Origin of the sequence: Paenibacillus validus NBRC 15382, assembly GCF_004000985.1 — a bacterium.
Classification (GTDB): Bacteria; Bacillota; Bacilli; order Paenibacillales; family NBRC-103111; genus Paenibacillus_G; species Paenibacillus_G validus.
The window spans coordinates 22,475-39,073 of sequence record NZ_BIMH01000029.1; the positions used below are offsets into that span (position 1 = coordinate 22,475).

The window sequence follows — 16,599 nt, forward strand, 5'->3', positions numbered from 1 at the left end:
GACATTTCGGCACGGAATAGGGATTTCGTGATCGGCCCATGCGGATACCAGCCCAACGCCCGAACGTCGGGTTGCACAACAAAGAGCCTGAGGCGAAAGCCCCAGGCTCCTTGCATAGATGGCGTTACCTTAGTACAACGATCTCAACGCGGCGGTTTTTCGCGCGATTCTCATCGCTGTTGTTTTCGGCCACCGGCCGGGTATCGGCATAAGACGTCGAGACGAACTTCTTCGGATCTAGCTGCGCGGTATAGACGAAGTAGCGCAGGACAGACAACGAACGCGCTTGCGATAATCCCCAGTTGTCTTTATACACGGAGCCGGTCGACAGCGGCAAATCATCCGTATGTCCTTCAATACTGATGACCGCGTGCAGAGTAGGAAACAAGCTTGCCAATTGGTTCAAGATCGGCAAGGCTCCCGGCTTCAGGTCGGCTTTCCCGAGATCGAATAGGAACAAGTCGTTCAAGGTGACCGCTACGCCGCGAGGCGTATTTGCCGCGGATATTTGCGCTTGCAGGTTGTTTTCCTGAATATAGGCCTGCACTTTCTGAAGCAGGTCTTCCAGCTGTTTTTCCCGCTGCTGCTGTTCTTCCTTCCCGGTCTCCGCGTTATCATTCTGTTCCTGCTCTGTCTTGTTGTCCTCGCCGCCCGCGGACGGGTTTGCGGCACCCATGATGCCTTGGCCCTGCGGCATAATCGTATCGGCTTTCATGAATTCCATTTTCAACGCTTTCGCCAGCACTTCGTATTTCTGAACATCGATCTTGCTCATGGCATACATGATGATGAAGAAAATCAGGACGAGTGTAATAAAGTCCGCGTAGCTGAGCAGCCAGCGCTCGTGATTGGGAGGCGCGGCCTGCTTCTTTCTCCTATTCCTCGCCACCGGGTTCACCTGCGCTCTCGCCTTTAATGTGATCTTGAAGGAGGAAAGAACTCAACTTTTTCTTAATCAATTGCGGATTTTCACCCGCTTGCAGAGCTAGTATCCCTTCCAGCATCAATTCCATTTCGGCGACCTGCTCCGCGCTGCGAACTTTGATTTTGCTTGCAATTGGCAGCAAAATGAGGTTGGCGGAACCTACGCCGTACAAGGTGGCCGTAAAGGCGACTGCGATTGCCGGTCCCAAGCTTCCCGGGTCATCCAAATTGCCGAGCACATGAATCAAGCCCATTACCGTACCGATGATCCCCATAGTAGGGGCGTAACCGCCGGCGGCTTCGAACATTTTGGCCCAGCCTTCGTGGTGATTTTCAAGAGCGTCGATCTCCAGCTCCAAAATTTGGCGGGTCAGTTCGGGATCGGTCCCGTCGACCACCATCATCAAGCCGTCCCGCAGGAACGGATTCTCATTCTCTTGAGCACGCTGCTCCAGAGCGAGGACGCCTTCGCGTCTGGCTACGGTCGCCATATCGACGAGCTCCTCGATAACTTGCCCCGGGTCTTGTTTCTTCTCGCGAAAGGCCATGTTCAGCGCCTTGCCAATATCTTTAATTTGTTTTAACGGAAAGCTGACAAGCACGGCGCCGATCGTGCCGCCCGCTATAATCAGCATGGAGCTTGGGACGAAGAGCGCGGAAATATGTCCGCCATCCATCATATAACCGCCAATTAATCCTCCAATACCGATGATGATCCCGATGATTGTCATCAAATCCACTTTCGTTCCACCCCTAGAGATTCAAATATGAATAACGGCAGTCACCTGTCGCTTGTCATTGGAATATCCGTTCGGAATGAACGGAAGACGAATGGGTTCGTTTGCAACAGAAACGGAAAAAAGGTATAATGTATGGGAACAAATATTCCTATTACAGGAACGCAGTCGAACGGAGTCGAAGCTACGCACATAGATGGCCTACCTTTTTATCGGAATCCGGTAACCGAAACTTTAGAAGATTTCCACTCTTTTCATGAATGGGTGATGAGATGAGCGAAGTAACCATAAGCGATAAGAAGTTCCAGCTCGTATCGGACTATACGCCTCAAGGGGATCAGCCGAACGCGATCGAGATGCTGGTATCGAGCATCCGCTCGGGACAGAAGCACCAGACGCTGCTAGGTGCGACGGGAACGGGGAAGACGTTTACAGCCGCGCATGTCATTGCTCAACTGAACCGTCCGACGCTGCTGATCGCGCATAACAAAACCTTGGCCGCGCAGTTGTGCAGTGAGCTGAAGGAGTTTTTTCCACATAATGCAGTGGAATATTTCGTAAGCTATTACGATTATTACCAGCCGGAAGCGTACATTCCTTCCTCGGATACGTTCATCGAGAAGGATTCGAGCATCAACGACGAGATCGATAAGCTCCGCCACTCGGCGACCAGCTCGTTGTTCGAACGCCGCGACGTCATCGTAGTGGCTAGCGTTTCGTGCATCTACGGCCTCGGATCGCCGATGGAGTACCGCAATTTGCTGCTGTCGCTGCGGGTCGGAATGGAGCGTTCGCGCAACGACATTTTGCACCGGCTGATCGACATCCAGTACCAGCGCAACGATATGAACTTTATCCGCGGCACGTTCCGCGTCCGCGGCGACGTGATCGAAATCTTCCCGGCTTCGCGGGGGGAACAGGCGGTGCGCGTCGAGCTGTTCGGCGACGAGATCGAACGGATTACGGAAATCGATGTGCTGACCGGCGAAATCATCGGCGAACGCGACCATATTGCGATTTTCCCGGCCTCCCACTTCGTGACCCACGAGGATACGATGAAGGTGGCGCTCGTGAACATTGAGCGGGAGCTGGAGGAGCGGCTGGCCGAGCTGCGCGGACAGGGCAAGCTCTTGGAGGCGCAGCGGTTGGAACAACGCACCCGTTATGATATCGAGATGATGCAGGAGATGGGCTTTTGTTCGGGGATCGAGAACTACTCCGGACCGCTGACGTTCCGCGAACGCGGAGCGACTCCTTACACGCTGTTCGACTATTTCCCGGACGACATGCTGATCATGATCGACGAGTCGCATGTGACGCTGCCGCAAATCCGGGCGATGTACAACGGCGACCGCGCCAGGAAAGAAGTGCTGGTCGAGCACGGTTTCCGTCTGCCGTCGGCGCTGGATAACCGTCCGCTGCGCTTTGAGGAATTCGAAAAGAAAATCAACCAGATCGTGTATATCTCCGCGACGCCAGGCCCGTATGAGATCGAGAAGTGTCCGCAGATGGTGGAACAAATCATTCGCCCGACAGGATTGCTCGATCCGATCATCGAGGTGCGGCCGACGAAGGGACAAATCGACGATCTGCTCGGAGAAATCCAGGATCGCATCAAGAAGGACGAGCGGGTGCTGGTGACGACGCTGACGAAGAAGATGTCCGAGGATTTGACGGACTATTTTAAAGAGATCGGCGTCAAAGTGCGGTATTTGCACTCGGAAATCAAGACGTTCGAACGAATGCAAATTTTGCGTGACCTGCGTTTAGGCGTCTTCCATGTGCTGGTCGGGATCAACCTGCTGCGGGAAGGTCTCGACTTGCCCGAAGTCTCGTTGGTGGCGATTCTCGACGCCGACAAGGAAGGTTTCCTGCGCGCGGAGCGCTCGCTCATCCAGACGATCGGGCGCGCGGCGCGTAATGCAAACGGCCGGGTCATCATGTACGGTGACAAAATGACCGATTCGATGAACAAAGCGATTACCGAGACGAACCGGCGCCGCGCCATTCAAATGGCTTACAACGAAAAACACGGCATTACGCCGCAGACGATACAGAAGAAAGTGCGCGACGTCATCGAAGCGACAAAGGTTGCGGAGCAGAAGGCCGACTACTTGGCAGACGTCAAGGGAGCCAAGATGTCGAAGAAAGACCGTATGTCGTTGATCGAAAGATTGGAGCAAGAGATGAAGGAAGCCGCCAAAAACCTGCAGTTTGAACGTGCCGCAGAGCTGCGCGACGCCATTCTGGAGATGAAGGCCGAGCTGTAACGAAAGAGAGGATGGGAGAACGAGTGGCCAGAGACAATATCGTCATCAAGGGCGCCAGAGCCCACAATTTGAAAAATATCGATGTCACCATCCCGCGCGACAAATTCGTCGTGCTGACGGGCTTGAGCGGTTCCGGCAAATCGTCCTTGGCCTTCGATACGATCTACGCCGAAGGGCAGCGGCGGTATGTCGAATCGCTCTCGGCCTATGCGCGGCAGTTTCTTGGTCAAATGGATAAACCGGATGTCGATTCGATCGAAGGCTTGTCGCCGGCAATATCGATCGATCAGAAGACGACGAGCCGCAACCCTCGTTCAACCGTCGGTACGGTGACGGAAATTTATGATTACCTGCGCTTGCTGTTCGCACGTGTAGGGCGTCCGCATTGTCCGCAGCACGGTATCGAGATTACGTCGCAAACCGTTGAGCAGATGGTTGACCGGATTATGGAGTACCCGGAGCGGACGAGACTGCAAATTTTGGCGCCGCTCGTGTCGGGCCGGAAGGGCGAGCATTCGAAGCTGCTCGCCGACATTCAGAAGCAGGGCTTTGTCCGGGTCCGCGTGAATGGCGAAATTCGCGACTTGTCCGAAACGATCGAGCTTGAGAAGAACAAAAAGCATAACATTGAAGTGGTTGTCGACCGGATCGTCGTGAAGGACGACGTTCAGACGCGCTTGGCGGACTCGCTGGAGACCGCGTTGAAGCTGGCGGACGGTCGAGTGATCGTAGACGTCATGGAGAAGGAAGAACTGTTGTTCAGCCAAAACCTGGCTTGCCCCGAATGCGGATTCAGCATCGAGGAGCTGGCGCCGCGGATGTTTTCCTTCAACAGCCCGTTCGGGGCTTGTCCGGAGTGCGACGGTCTCGGACAGAAGATGATCGTTGACCCGGACCTGCTCGTTCCGAACCCGAAGCTCACGATTGAAGACGGTGCATTCGAAGCTTGGGCGGGCAGCACGTCGAACTACTACCCTCAGTTTCTGGCCGCGGTATGCGAGCACTATAACATCCCGCAGAACGTGCCGGTATCGGAGCTGACGAAAGAGCAGATGCAGAAGCTGCTGAACGGTACGGGCGGCGAGAAAGTGAAGTTCAAATACGAGAACGACTTCGGGCATAAGAAGGAAGCGATGGTCGCCTTCGAAGGCATCGTGAATAACTTGGAGCGCCGTTATCGCGAGACGTTCTCCGAAGGCATTCGCGAGCACATCGAGCAGTATATGAGCGCCAAGCCTTGCGCCAAGTGTAAAGGGCACCGTTTAAAGCCGGAGACGCTCGCCGTAACGATCAACGGCAAGAACATCGCGCACGTCACTTCGTTGTCGATCGGGGAGGCGCATGAATGGTTCGATTCGCTGACCTTGAACGAACGGGAGATGACGATCGCACATTTGATTCTCAAAGAAATTAAATCGCGTCTCGGGTTTTTAGTTAACGTAGGGTTGGATTATTTAGCCATGAACCGGGCGGCTGGCACGTTGTCAGGAGGCGAGGCGCAGCGGATCAGGCTGGCGACGCAAATCGGTTCCAGTCTGATGGGTGTACTATACATTCTGGATGAGCCGAGCATCGGGCTTCACCAGCGCGACAATGACCGTCTGATTCAGACGCTCGAGCATATGCGCGACCTCGGCAATACGTTGATCGTCGTCGAGCATGACGAGGATACGATGCTGGCGGCTGATTATATCATCGATATCGGTCCTGGCGCGGGTATACACGGCGGGATGGTGATCGCCCAAGGCACGCCGCAGGAAGTTATGGAAGATGCGAATTCGCTCACCGGTCAATACTTGAGCGGTCGTAAGTTCATCCCGATCGCGGCAGAGCGCCGTAAGCCGGGCGACAAGTGGCTCGAAATCCGCGGAGCCAAAGAGAACAACCTGCGCGGCGTGAACGTGAAATTTCCGCTCGGCGTGTTCAGCTGTGTGACGGGAGTTTCCGGCTCGGGCAAGAGTACACTAATTAACGAGCTCCTGTATAAGACGCTTGCCAAAGAACTGAACGGGGCAAAGGTAAAGCCCGGCGAATATAAGGAATTTAGAGGCCTGGAGCATGTCGACAAAGTCATCAACATCGATCAATCGCCGATCGGGCGTACTCCACGTTCTAACCCGGCCACGTATACGGGCGTATTCGACGATATTCGCGATGTGTACTCGAATACAACCGAAGCGAAGGTGCGGGGTTATAAGAAGGGCCGTTTCAGCTTTAACGTGAAGGGCGGGCGCTGCGAAGCTTGTCGAGGCGACGGCATCATCAAAATCGAGATGCACTTCCTGCCGGATGTATACGTGCCTTGCGAGATTTGTAAGGGCAAACGTTACAACCGCGAGACGCTCGAAGTGAAATATAAAGGGAAGAGCATTGCGGAAGTGCTCGAGATGACCATTGAAGACGCCTGCGAGTTTTTCAAAAACATTCCGCGCATTCATCGCAAGCTGCAGACGCTGCTTGATGTGGGTCTCGGCTATATGAACTTGGGACAACCGGCGACGACACTCTCCGGCGGTGAAGCACAGCGCGTCAAGCTGGCGGCGGAACTGTATCGCCGCAGCACAGGGAAGACGATCTACATCTTGGATGAACCGACGACCGGCCTGCATATCGACGATATCGACCGTTTGTTGAAAGTGCTGCACCGGTTGGTAGAGAACGGAGACTCCGTATTGGTCATCGAACATAACCTGGATGTGATCAAGACCGCCGACTACATCATTGACTTGGGACCGGAAGGCGGAAGCCGCGGCGGCATGATTGTCGCTACGGGAACGCCGGAGGATATCGTGAAAGTAGAGGGCTCTTATACCGGCAAGTACTTAAAGCCGATCCTTGAGCGGGATAAGGCCCGATCCGAGGATTACTTCAAACGTCTGAAGGCGTTGGAGGATGCAGCGGTTTAGCAAAGCCACCTGTCGTCTGTTGGAAGGGACGGATTGAACGGCAACAGCCGGGCGATCCGTCCTTTATTCGCTTCTCTCGAAGGCTAGAGTATGGTTGCTCCGCGCGGACGGAGATCGTCTGGACAAGGTGTCCACATCTTAAGAAAAAGCACGGGCTCGCTTCCTAAGAAGCAAACCCGTGCTTTTTAACTAACGGTATTATACGTATGCGATTTCGGCAAGAATCGAAGTCAATTTTTCTTGGAAGGCTTGAACGCCGACACGACCGACGAATTGATGGAACGATTCTTCCGGACCGCGGTTTTCTTTGAAGAACAGGATTAATTGTTCCAGAACCGGACCTACTTGATCGCCTTTCACGCGGCCTTTCAACGTCTCGTTGAATTTTGCGCCAGGTCCAAGAATACCGCCAACCGATAGATCGAATGCATCGACCATGCCTTCCGGCGTCTTCACCAAAGCGCCCTGCAAACCGATATCGGCGATGTGCTTCTGACCGCATGCGTTCGGGCAGCCGATGAAGTGAATGCGCACTTCTTCATCGAGTTCAACATTTTTGTCCAAATATTCAGCAACGGCACGAGCCCGCTCTTTCGTCTCAACGACGGCCAAATTACAGAACTCGTTGCCCGTACAGGATACCGTACGGCTCATGAAGTGTTTCGGGTTCGGCGTCAAGCGCTCCAGCACTTTGGCAGCCAACGCTTTATCGACGTTCTCGTCCTTAACTCCTGAGATAATGATGTTTTGCGATACGGTTGTCCGGATATGTCCGTCGCCGTAAGTATCGGCGATTTCGGCCAATTCGGATAACTCATCGCCGCTCAAGCGGCCAACCGGAACGCTAAGGCCGATATAGTTCAAGCCTTCTTGTTTTTGCTTGTGCACGCCATCGAAATAGGCTGCTGTCCAGCCAACGACTCGATCTTCGCCAAGCGAAGGCATTTCGCCGATGACTTCAACCAGCTTTTCTTTGAATTTCTCTGGACCCCAATCGGCTACGAGGAATTTCAGACGGGCATGATGGCGCTTCTCGCGGTAACCGTAATCACGGAAGATCGTTGTGACGCCGATCGCGACTTTCAATACTTCCTCTGGACGAACGAACAAGTCAAGTTTTTTCGCAAGGTGAGGCTTCGCGGACAAACCGCCGCCAACCCATGCATGGAAGCCAAGCACTTCTTGACCGTCAATCACTTTGGATGCCGGTGTAAATGCCAAGCATTGAATTTCGGCATGGCCGGAGTTATAAATATTAGAAGAAATGGACATTTTATATTTGCGCGGCAGATTTGAGAAATCACGGTTCAACAAGAAGAAATCGTTGACTTCGTTAACCAGCGCCGTTGTGTCGAACAGCTCGTCTTTGTCGATACCGGCCAGCGGGTTGCCGACAATGGTACGCGGGCAGTCACCGCATGCTTCATAAGAATAGAGGCCGACTTTTTCCAGACGGTTGAAAATGTCCGGCAGCTGCTCGACAGTCAGCCAGTGGAATTGAATGGCTTGACGAGTCGTAACGTCCACCAGGTTGCGGCCGTAATCTCTGGCGATGTCCGCCATAGCACGTGCTTGAGCGGTTGTCATGATACCGGAAGGCACGCGGACACGCATCATGAAGTGACCGTCTTTCGGCTTTTGCTCATAGACGCCAGCCCATTTAAACAGATTCATATCATCCGGGGTAATCGAGCTGTAACCCTCGTGAGCGTATTTTTCGATGATAGTGCGGATGACGTCAAGACCGTCTTTCTCCAACTTTACGAGTTCCATTTTGTTTAATTTGGACGTATCGGCCGCCCAAATAGCTTCATAGGCCATGGTGTATGCTCCTCCTTGACGTGTGGAAATAATTCCGATCAAACTGGTGTGAAAAATAAACTACACTTATAGTAACACTTTTAAGAGGTCGAGTAAATCGTTTGCGATGAACAACGCTATAACGATTTATTATAATTAATGCGGGTTTGTATTATACTTTGATCGACCCGGCGGGCCTTCAGAAAATGTTGACAATCTTGTTACATATCTATGGAATTCGCAGCTTTGGAAATATCGTTCCGGATAATTCGCTTGCAACTCGCAGCGAGTCAAGCTAAGATTAGTATAAGCATTTCTGTATATAGAAGGAGGTCTCTCCATGTTTTTGGCTGAAGAGGCAGCAAAAACCGCAAGCACATTTACTTGGTTCGATCCGTTCGTACTTCTGATTACGATCATTATCGCCATCGGTGTGCTCCGGCAGCTGGCAGCCCCTAAGAAAAATCTATTTGCCATCGGTTTCGGAGTAGTGGCGCTGCTAGTCTTTGGATTCATGGATTTTATCATGATCAAAGGCTGGATGGGGATGTAAGGCCCCCGATTCCATTCAAATAAGCGCGAAACCCAACAAGAGGCTGTCCCAAAAGCAGAAATCTGCTTAAGGGCAGCCTCTTTCTTGTAGGCATCCTCGAAAATTTCAAACACAGCCAAGGCTGACTCGGCTTCTCTTGGAGCTTGGCTATTTGTTTGAGCCTTTTGCATAATTTCGTTTTGAAGCCAGCTTCATAGGGAATCCTCAACTAGCAGCAGTTAATTCCTGGCTTTAACGTTTAAAAATGTGTAATTGGAGTTTATTGGGCATGAAAATGGGCAGACCTGCAGAATTTTCGGGAAACGCTCGTTTTTAAGCGACCGCTTTTGCCAAGCGAGATGCGGCTACTGCAGATGCAAGCAGAACGATGGCGTTCAGATACAGGTGAGTTGTTACTTTCTCGATCCCGCGCACATGCAAGGCATCTGCTGTCAAAGAGCATTTCAGTCGCGCATTGCAGCGCTCAACGCTCGTTCGCTCATTGTAAAGTGCTTTCCAGCGTTTGGTATCCCGATGTGGATGGCAGTACCGCCGGAGGTCTTCCTTGACGTCCACTTTCACGACCATGCCATAATTCGAGGACGAGCAAGCGGCCATGCCAAGCGGGCAGTCGACTTTGCCGGTTGCGTGCGGACAGCGAAACTTCAGGATGTCGCCGTCCGCTCCCCAGTACGTCATGGCATAGCCCATGGAACAGCATGGCGTCCCATTGGACAGCATGCCGGCAGGCGGTTCCTTCTCGCGCCTGAGGTTGAGCGGTATGATGGCTTGAGCCTTGACGTTTCGCGCGGCTTCGTAAACCTTCAACTGATCATAGCCTGCGTCCAGCATGAAAAACCTCGGAGCGGTTCTGGATGCGACTTGCTCAATCAGGCCCGGCGCCTTCTCTCCGTCATTGACATGTGCAGGCGTGACTTCCAGCGCAAGCGGCAATTCGCTTTTCGTATCGACCGCCAGATGGAGTTTGTACCCAAACCAGGTGATCTTGTTGCCGAACGAATCGAGTTTCGCTCCCCAGTTGGCATTGCCGGTCTGTTCGCTTTTTCGCTTGGGTTGCTTTCTCTCGTACGCACGGATGGCGGTGCTGTCAATCGCCACGTGGCTGCCGTCCAGAACACCTTCTTGCCTGAGGTGGGCAACCAGATCCTCAAACAGCCGCTTGGCCAGTTCCTTTTTCGTGATGTCGGCAAACACACGGCTGAGTGTGGAGATGGATGGAGCTTCCCGATCAAGCGAAAGTCCGCACTGATAGCGGAACCGAAGGTCCGTGCTCAACCGATGATGCAAAGCCGTTAAGGTAGCGATTCCTTCAAGAGGGGCGGCCAGAAGCGCACGTAAAATGCCCTGTCTGCAATGTCCGTCGGCGCCTCGGGGTGAACGGCTTCTTAATTCCTTGGCATAGGGTCTGAGATCCAGTGAGCTAAAGAAGATTGGCAATCGCTCTTTTGACTGCATTTTTAGCAATTCCTCGAAGGAAAACAAGCTTTCTTGAAGAATATACATCGTGACTTCACTCCTTAAGTTTTCTTGTTTGGTCACTTGAAAACTTCTCCAAGTTGGGGTGAAGTCCCTTTTTTATGTCCGAAAATCCTTACAAATCAAGGCCTTGGATTATTGCAAAACGCTCGTTTAAAAAGTAAAACAAGGGGTATCCCTCAGCCATGTTCATGGCTTTGGGACAGCCCCTTGTTTTCTGCTGCTTACACCCACCACATTTGGCCGAGCGGTTCTTTGATCAGCACTTGCTGCAAGTTTTGGACCGCTTTGGTGAAGCCTTCTTCAACGGACATCAGGCCGTCTTCATGCTCGATGCTGACGACATAGTCGTAACCGACGAGGCGCAAAGCGCTGATGATGTCAGCCCAGGTTTTGATATCATGGCCATACCCGACGGTGCGGAACTGCCAAGCGCGGTCGAGCATATTCGTGTAAGGCTGCATATCAGTTAAGCCGTAGCGATTAACGTTGATCGGATCAATCGTCGTATCTTTCGCATGGAAGTGGTGAATCGCTCCGGCGCGGCCGAGAATTTGCACCGCCTGTACCGGATCTATACCCTGCCACCACATATGGCTCGGATCAAGGTTGGCGCCGATGACGTCGCCTGCCGCTTCACGCAGACGAAGCAAGGTAGCCGGTGTATGTACGGAAAAGCCTCCGTGCAGCTCCAAGCCGAATTTGATGCCGCGGTCGGAAGCGTATTTCCCCGTTTCCGTCCAGTACGGAATCACCTTGTTGGTCCATTGCCAATCCAAAATCTCTTGAAATTCAGGCGGCCAAGGGGCGACCGGCCAGTTCGGATATTTCGCGTCCTCGGAGTCGCCGGGACAACCGGAGAATGTGTTGACGACCGGCACTTCGAGCCGCTGCGCGAGGTCGACCGTTTTGATAATCGTATCATGGTAATCTTTGGCGACGGCTTTCTGCGGGTGCAGCGGGTTTCCGTGACAGCTCAGCGCGCTAATCGTTAGTCCGCGGGACTCAACTGCATGCTTGAATGCTTTCAGCTTGCTATCGTCCGAGAGCAGAACGTCCGGATCGCAGTGCGAATTGCCCGGCCAAGCGCCGGTGCCGATTTCGACCGCTTCAAGTCCTTGCGCGGCGATCAGATCGAGCGCTTCCTCCAGCGGTTTTTGTTGAAACAAGACCGTAAAAACCCCTAACTTCATAAGACACCTCCGAATGATGGAAATCTAAATGTACGCGTGTACAAACAACAATTCAACCAGAATTATACCATTAGTCGGCCTGGTCTTAAAGTGTCAGTTTTCGTGAACAAGGCAAGCCATCCGGTTCTATCAGACAGGATGGCGATTATCCCTAACAGTGTACCCAAAAGTAAGAACGGCTATCGGTCTTTGTCCGCCGATCAGCGCCATGATGATACCTGCAACGGAAACGGATTGCCAGAACAGCACGTAGTTTTGGAAGCTGTTAAGGTGCTGCAAAAGTGACTAAACACAAACAGACCGCCTACATGTCGATGAATGGTGAAAATTTTGTCTAAAAGAGAATGAAAATCATTCTTAAATGGATCTTACGGAAGTGAATCCCTCCTGCCAGCATCAAATGATGATCTTCAACAAATGAAGAAAGTGAAGGAAGACAGGCTTCAAAACCGCTATCGAAAACTTTTTCGAAAGATTTTCGGTTTCGACAAAACGCTCGACAGTGTTCCCGTTACTTTGTAACACCTTTGACTTATAATGGAAAATGTCTTCGCAAAGGGCAGCTTAGATCATCACACTTTTTAAAGAGAGGGTGGTTCGTATAATAAGAATGAAGGACACACAAATCGTAGAAACTGTTACAGGCACGTGGCTACGTTTCCCAAACAGCTTTAAAAAGTTTCATTGTTTAGTGGAGCTGCCCGACCAGCTGTCGTTGAACATTAATCTCAAGTCCGGCAGCGTACATATTCATAAGATGGATGGCAATAGCGTATACCAGCCGGTTGGCGAACTGATGCTTCAATTGAATGGAAATCAAGTTCAATGCGCGGTGCAATCTGCCGGGTTAGACTTAATTGAAAGACCGGAGCGGCAGGAGCGCCAAGTGCGGCAGTCCGACGCCAGTTAAACGGGGAATAAATATAAGAGTAGGGAAAAAAAAGAATAAAAAGCAGCGCTCGGTTGACGGTTCCGGAAGACGCTGCTTTTTATTGGCGTATCGTGCCTGGAGGGGGTTACCACGGCCAGTTTGCCAAGCCGCGGTAAATCTTATAGACGGCTTCGCTATTGCCGCTGTAGACGATGACGGCGGCCGTCACGAACAGCTGCGTCAACGCACAGCGACCGTAGAAATAGGCGCGCGATACTTTGCGTTTGTTGACGGTCGTGTAGCCGAGCAAGTTTTCCAGCCCAAGCAGCAGCCCGTGGTAGACGCCCCACAGTACGTACAGCCAGCTGAACCCGTGCCACAGGCCGATCATCACCATGACGAGCAGGGAGAGACCGGCTGCGGTCCATTTGGTCGGCGTTTGGCGCGAGACGAACATGAAGATGTGATCACGGAACCAGTCGCCCAGCGTGGCGTGCCAGTTGCGCCAATACTGCGTGAGCGTAGGCGATTGGAACGGCTTCTTGAAGTTCTCCGGGATGTTGTAGCCCATCAGTCGCCCGAAGCCGACGGCGATATCCGAGTACCCCGAGAAGTCGAAGAAGATGAGCGCGTAGAACCACACCATCAAGAACAGCGACTGGTGTGTGTGCAGCTCCTGCGCCGACACGTGATTGAACACGTCAGTCATCCAGGTGACCAGCACGATCTTTTTGAACATCCCCAAGATGATGCGCTTGACGTTCTCCTCGGTTTGCGCTGCGTCCACCTGATAGGGCTGTTTCGTATCGGCCATGAAATCGCGGAATTTCAAGATAGGGCCGGACGTGAAGGTCGGAATGAACAAAATATAGTTAAAATAATCCAGCGCCTTAGTGCGGGCTTCTTTCCCGATGAAGTACGCAAAGTAAAGGGCGTCGATCACCTTCAGCACGTTGTAAATCAGTCCGAGGGCTATGACGGCGTCGAACAGCGGATGCGTGAACAGCTCCATGCCGAACAGCCGGAGCGAGCAGACGGCTGCTACGTTGGCTGCGATGAGCAGCACGAACGTGGTACGACGCCATCTCGTGGTCCGGCACAGCCAAAGAAACGCCAAGTAATTCAAGGCGGTGTAAACGAGATAGAAGACGAACAGCTTCTGGCTAAAAACGAACAGAAAGCATAGATTGAACGCCAGCAGCAAGTATCGCTTGTTGCCCGGCCAGCGGCGGGTGAGCGCAAGCACCAGCACCATGCCGATGATGGCGATCACGGCGTTCATATTCAAGTACCACATGTATAATCCTCCAAGCGCGCGGGGCGCGGCTGCGTGCATTTCGGGAAGGCGCTGGTTGCAGACCGGAAGCTTGGACTGCCTCCCCCTCGGTTAGAAACCTTCGTAGATGAACAGCCCTTTGCCGGTAAAATAAACGAGAACCAAGACGAGCATGGCCAAATACACAATCACTTCGATGATTTGGCGAGCGAATCGAGCCACGCGTCCACCTCCTTCGTAAACACGGGCGCGCCTTCTTGACGGCTCAAGTGAACCAAGTCGTGCATATATTTCGGATCGTACGCGGTCAGCAGATCGAGCGTCGGAACGCCGGCCGCCTGCAAGCGGGCGTTAACGTCCTGCTGCAGTCCCGGCATGTAACGGGGCAGCGCGTAATCGCGATTCCAAGGCATCCAGACGACCCGCAGCGGCAAGCTTTGGGATTGGGCATACCGGATGATCCAATCGAGCGCCGCCAGATTGTCCTTGTACTCGTGCTGCGAGACCCAGCCGAATCGGCGGTCGTAATCGGCCTCCTTGGCCTTCAGCTTGTCCGCTTCGATGCGGCCGAAGTACAGCTCTTTGTCAATCCAGCGGGGCTCGTAGCGGGTCAGTTCGGCGGCGTCGAGCCGGGTGATGCCCTTGTAGAGCTGCCGGACGGCCTCCGTGCCCGAGTCGCGGAAGTAATCGCGGTATGCGTAGACGTACGGCTGGTACCACGGTTTGAACCACGGGTAGGTCGGGTCCGTCTCCAAAATATCGAGCATCGTATGAACGTCAATCCCGATGACGAGCTGGTCTTCGACGTGAAAGCGTCCTTGCTCGAGAATCGCCTTCAGATCGGTCAGCTTGCCATAGGACAAGCCCATCTCGATCAGCTTGGATCTGGAATCTTGCTCGATGTAAGCGCCGGTGACCGCCGAATTGCCGTAGAAGACCGGTCCGTGATTCTGCCACCCGTGATGATATAAAGATTTGGTAAAGTCGTTTTTGTAAAAACGCCGCGACGTCACCATCGGATCCCAATACGAGATCAGGAGATCCGACAGCACGAAAGCGGCGAGCAGCAGCAGCACGAAGCTGTTTTTGCGTAACAGGGCGAATGTCTTTGACATCATAACGCGTTAGACCGATTTTAGCTGCCAAGCGTGATATTGCTCGCGGAACGCAGCCGGCCACTCAGACTCGTCCAGTCCGTATTGGGCCAGGAAAGCGAACGTCCACCGCTCGATGCCGAAGCCGACGCAGCCGGTGACGGCGGGACGCTTGCCCGTTTTGATATTAAAGGCGTTGCCGAACGTATTGCTGTGGAAATTGACCGAGCTGCAGGCGATCGATTTCTTAATATGCGGAATGGTCAGTCTGAGCTCGTATTTCATCTCTTGATTGCGTTGGAACGAAGCCTTTACCTGGAAATCGTTCGTGAAGAACGGGTCGTTGGCGATTTCCATCACGCTGTCCACGTTCCATTCGACGGCCAGCTCTTTCAAATATTCGATAGCGCGAAGTCGGTTCTCCTTCACGAACTCCGGTTTGCCGACGAAGATGATCTCGCGCATGCTGAAGTCGAGCAAACGCCCGAAATCGGTATGGTTGCGCGATTCGAAGCGATGGCATTTGGAGATTGCCGTGACCACGACGCCATCGCCATCGAGCGTCTCGTTCTGCAGTCCTTCGTAGCAGTGGTAGCATGTCGAAGGGTTCATTGTGAACTTCGGCTTCGGCATGTTGGCGTTCAGGTCCAGCGGCGCGTCGTGCTGCCAACCGCCGTTGTCGCGGACCGCTTGGGAGAACGCTTCGATGATGTCCAAATCCTCCCGCAGGTGAGTCAGAAAATGAATGTGCTCCGGGAACGAAGTGAAATGGTTCGTTTTGTTCAGCGAGTCGGCGTGAATGACGGCCGGATATTCTTCCGTGGTGACGCCTTCGAAGCGGCTGGCGATCTTGGACACGAAGCTGTAGTCGAAGAAGCGCATCAAGCTCGAGAACGGCTCGCGGAATATGAACAGGCCCGGCTCCAGCACCTTGATGATCTTCTTGGCGGCGAGCTCGGCGATAATGTCCTGCTCGTACGGGGTAACGGTTTTGTGTTCGAAAAGAATATTTTCCTTAAAGCCGAAGTCCCCTTGAGAGAAACGGTCGATCAGCTTGCGGACGCGATCTTCGATCGCGCCGTTGCCTTTCGGAGATTCGTGTACGATGCGAAGGGTCGTGCCTTCGAGCCGAATGTCCGAGATCGTCTCGTCTATGAACGAAGCGGCGTATTTCACTTGTCCGTGTTGGCTGGGGGCAAGGCCCTCCAGGGATACGATACATTCCACCTTGCGTTACCTCGCCTTCTTGAGATGAATGAACGATGCGATTTCCCGAACAGTGTTCATAGGATGCAGCATGAGATCTTGCGGCGTCACTTGGATGCCGTACGTCTTCTCAATATGCGCGATCAACGCGGTCGCGCCGATGGAATCGATAAAGCCGTAGTCGAACAGATGAACGTCAACCGTGAAGTCGTCGTCGTCATCGGCGATGTCGTAGCGGCTTTTGATATGCGATTCCAGCTCTTCAAGCAGTTCTTGCATGGGGAAGCCTCCTC

General features: G+C 53.1%; 13 protein-coding genes. 4 read left to right on the forward strand and 9 right to left on the reverse strand.

Going from position 1 to position 16,599, the window contains the following annotated elements; translation table 11 throughout:
- Positions 1-124: 124 nt before the first annotated feature.
- Complete coding sequence (locus PVA01S_RS17535; protein ID WP_054798387.1) at positions 125-889, reverse strand: flagellar motor protein MotB; 765 nt, start codon at positions 887-889, stop codon at positions 125-127.
- Complete coding sequence (locus tag PVA01S_RS17540) at positions 876-1,664, reverse strand: flagellar motor protein (RefSeq protein WP_127608687.1); 789 nt, start codon at positions 1,662-1,664, stop codon at positions 876-878. The genes PVA01S_RS17535 and PVA01S_RS17540 overlap by 14 nt, the downstream gene beginning before the upstream one ends.
- A 269-nt stretch (positions 1,665-1,933) precedes the next feature.
- Between PVA01S_RS17540 and uvrB the strand changes: the two genes are divergently transcribed.
- Positions 1,934-3,931 (forward strand): excinuclease ABC subunit UvrB, encoded by a 1,998-nt coding sequence (uvrB, locus tag PVA01S_RS17545; RefSeq protein ID WP_127608688.1) that lies wholly within the window; start codon positions 1,934-1,936, stop codon positions 3,929-3,931.
- Between the two features lie 23 nt (positions 3,932-3,954).
- On the forward strand, positions 3,955-6,837 hold the full coding sequence (gene uvrA, locus PVA01S_RS17550) for an excinuclease ABC subunit UvrA (protein ID WP_127608689.1): 2,883 nt from the start codon (positions 3,955-3,957) through the stop codon (positions 6,835-6,837).
- A 198-nt stretch (positions 6,838-7,035) separates the two neighbouring features.
- On the opposite strand, the gene PVA01S_RS17555 is transcribed toward uvrA, so the two are convergent.
- Positions 7,036-8,658, reverse strand: a complete 1,623-nt coding sequence (locus PVA01S_RS17555; protein ID WP_127608690.1) for a nitrite/sulfite reductase — start codon at positions 8,656-8,658, stop codon at positions 7,036-7,038.
- A 319-nt stretch (positions 8,659-8,977) separates the two neighbouring features.
- Between PVA01S_RS17555 and PVA01S_RS17560 the strand changes: the two genes are divergently transcribed.
- Positions 8,978-9,190, forward strand: a complete 213-nt coding sequence (locus PVA01S_RS17560) for a DUF2759 family protein (RefSeq protein WP_127608691.1) — start codon at positions 8,978-8,980, stop codon at positions 9,188-9,190.
- A gap of 312 nt (positions 9,191-9,502) precedes the next feature.
- Here the strand turns inward: PVA01S_RS17560 and PVA01S_RS17565 are convergent, their stop codons facing one another.
- Together PVA01S_RS17565 and PVA01S_RS17570 are read right to left on the reverse strand one after the other, a co-directional pair.
- Entirely contained in the window at positions 9,503-10,693 is a 1,191-nt protein-coding gene (locus tag PVA01S_RS17565) for a transposase (protein WP_127608710.1), read from the reverse strand.
- A 197-nt stretch (positions 10,694-10,890) separates the two neighbouring features.
- Positions 10,891-11,859 (reverse strand): sugar phosphate isomerase/epimerase family protein, encoded by a 969-nt coding sequence (locus PVA01S_RS17570; RefSeq protein WP_127608692.1) that lies wholly within the window; start codon positions 11,857-11,859, stop codon positions 10,891-10,893.
- A 691-nt stretch (positions 11,860-12,550) separates the two neighbouring features.
- Here PVA01S_RS17570 and PVA01S_RS26970 point away from each other — a divergent pair.
- Positions 12,551-12,769, forward strand: a complete 219-nt coding sequence (locus PVA01S_RS26970) for a hypothetical protein (protein ID WP_174817595.1) — start codon at positions 12,551-12,553, stop codon at positions 12,767-12,769.
- Positions 12,770-12,875: 106 nt separating this feature from the next.
- Here the strand turns inward: PVA01S_RS26970 and PVA01S_RS17580 are convergent, their stop codons facing one another.
- The 4 genes from PVA01S_RS17580 to PVA01S_RS17595 all read right to left on the reverse strand — a co-directional run bounded on the left by PVA01S_RS17580 (position 12,876) and on the right by PVA01S_RS17595 (position 16,585).
- A complete protein-coding gene (locus tag PVA01S_RS17580; RefSeq protein WP_127608693.1) occupies positions 12,876-14,027 on the reverse strand; it encodes an MBOAT family O-acyltransferase in 1,152 nt (383 codons plus the stop codon).
- Between the two features lie 167 nt (positions 14,028-14,194).
- Positions 14,195-15,124: a hypothetical protein gene (locus PVA01S_RS17585; RefSeq protein ID WP_230876369.1), complete on the reverse strand. Its 930-nt coding sequence runs from the start codon at positions 15,122-15,124 to the stop codon at positions 14,195-14,197.
- A 6-nt stretch (positions 15,125-15,130) separates the two neighbouring features.
- The gene (locus PVA01S_RS17590) at positions 15,131-16,327 is read right to left on the reverse strand and encodes a class-II aminoacyl-tRNA synthetase family protein (RefSeq protein WP_127608694.1); all 1,197 of its coding nucleotides are present in this window, start codon (positions 16,325-16,327) and stop codon (positions 15,131-15,133) included.
- 6 nt (positions 16,328-16,333) lie between these two features.
- Positions 16,334-16,585: an acyl carrier protein gene (locus PVA01S_RS17595; protein WP_054798620.1), complete on the reverse strand. Its 252-nt coding sequence runs from the start codon at positions 16,583-16,585 to the stop codon at positions 16,334-16,336.
- Positions 16,586-16,599: the final 14 nt, after the last annotated feature.

Bases quoted from the DNA above. Each gene is read 5' to 3' on its own strand.
- uvrB (WP_127608688.1), top strand. From the start codon at position 1,934: ATGAGCGAAGTAACCATAAGCGATAAGAAGTTCCAGCTCGTATCGGAC.
- PVA01S_RS17555 (WP_127608690.1), bottom strand. From the start codon at position 8,658: ATGGCCTATGAAGCTATTTGGGCGGCCGATACGTCCAAATTAAACAAA.
- PVA01S_RS17560 (WP_127608691.1), top strand. From the start codon at position 8,978: ATGTTTTTGGCTGAAGAGGCAGCAAAAACCGCAAGCACATTTACTTGG.
- PVA01S_RS17565 (WP_127608710.1), bottom strand. From the start codon at position 10,693: ATGTATATTCTTCAAGAAAGCTTGTTTTCCTTCGAGGAATTGCTAAAA.
- PVA01S_RS17570 (WP_127608692.1), bottom strand. From the start codon at position 11,859: ATGAAGTTAGGGGTTTTTACGGTCTTGTTTCAACAAAAACCGCTGGAG.
- PVA01S_RS17580 (WP_127608693.1), bottom strand. From the start codon at position 14,027: ATGTGGTACTTGAATATGAACGCCGTGATCGCCATCATCGGCATGGTG.
- PVA01S_RS17585 (WP_230876369.1), bottom strand. From the start codon at position 15,124: ATGATGTCAAAGACATTCGCCCTGTTACGCAAAAACAGCTTCGTGCTG.
- PVA01S_RS17595 (WP_054798620.1), bottom strand. From the start codon at position 16,585: ATGCAAGAACTGCTTGAAGAGCTGGAATCGCATATCAAAAGCCGCTAC.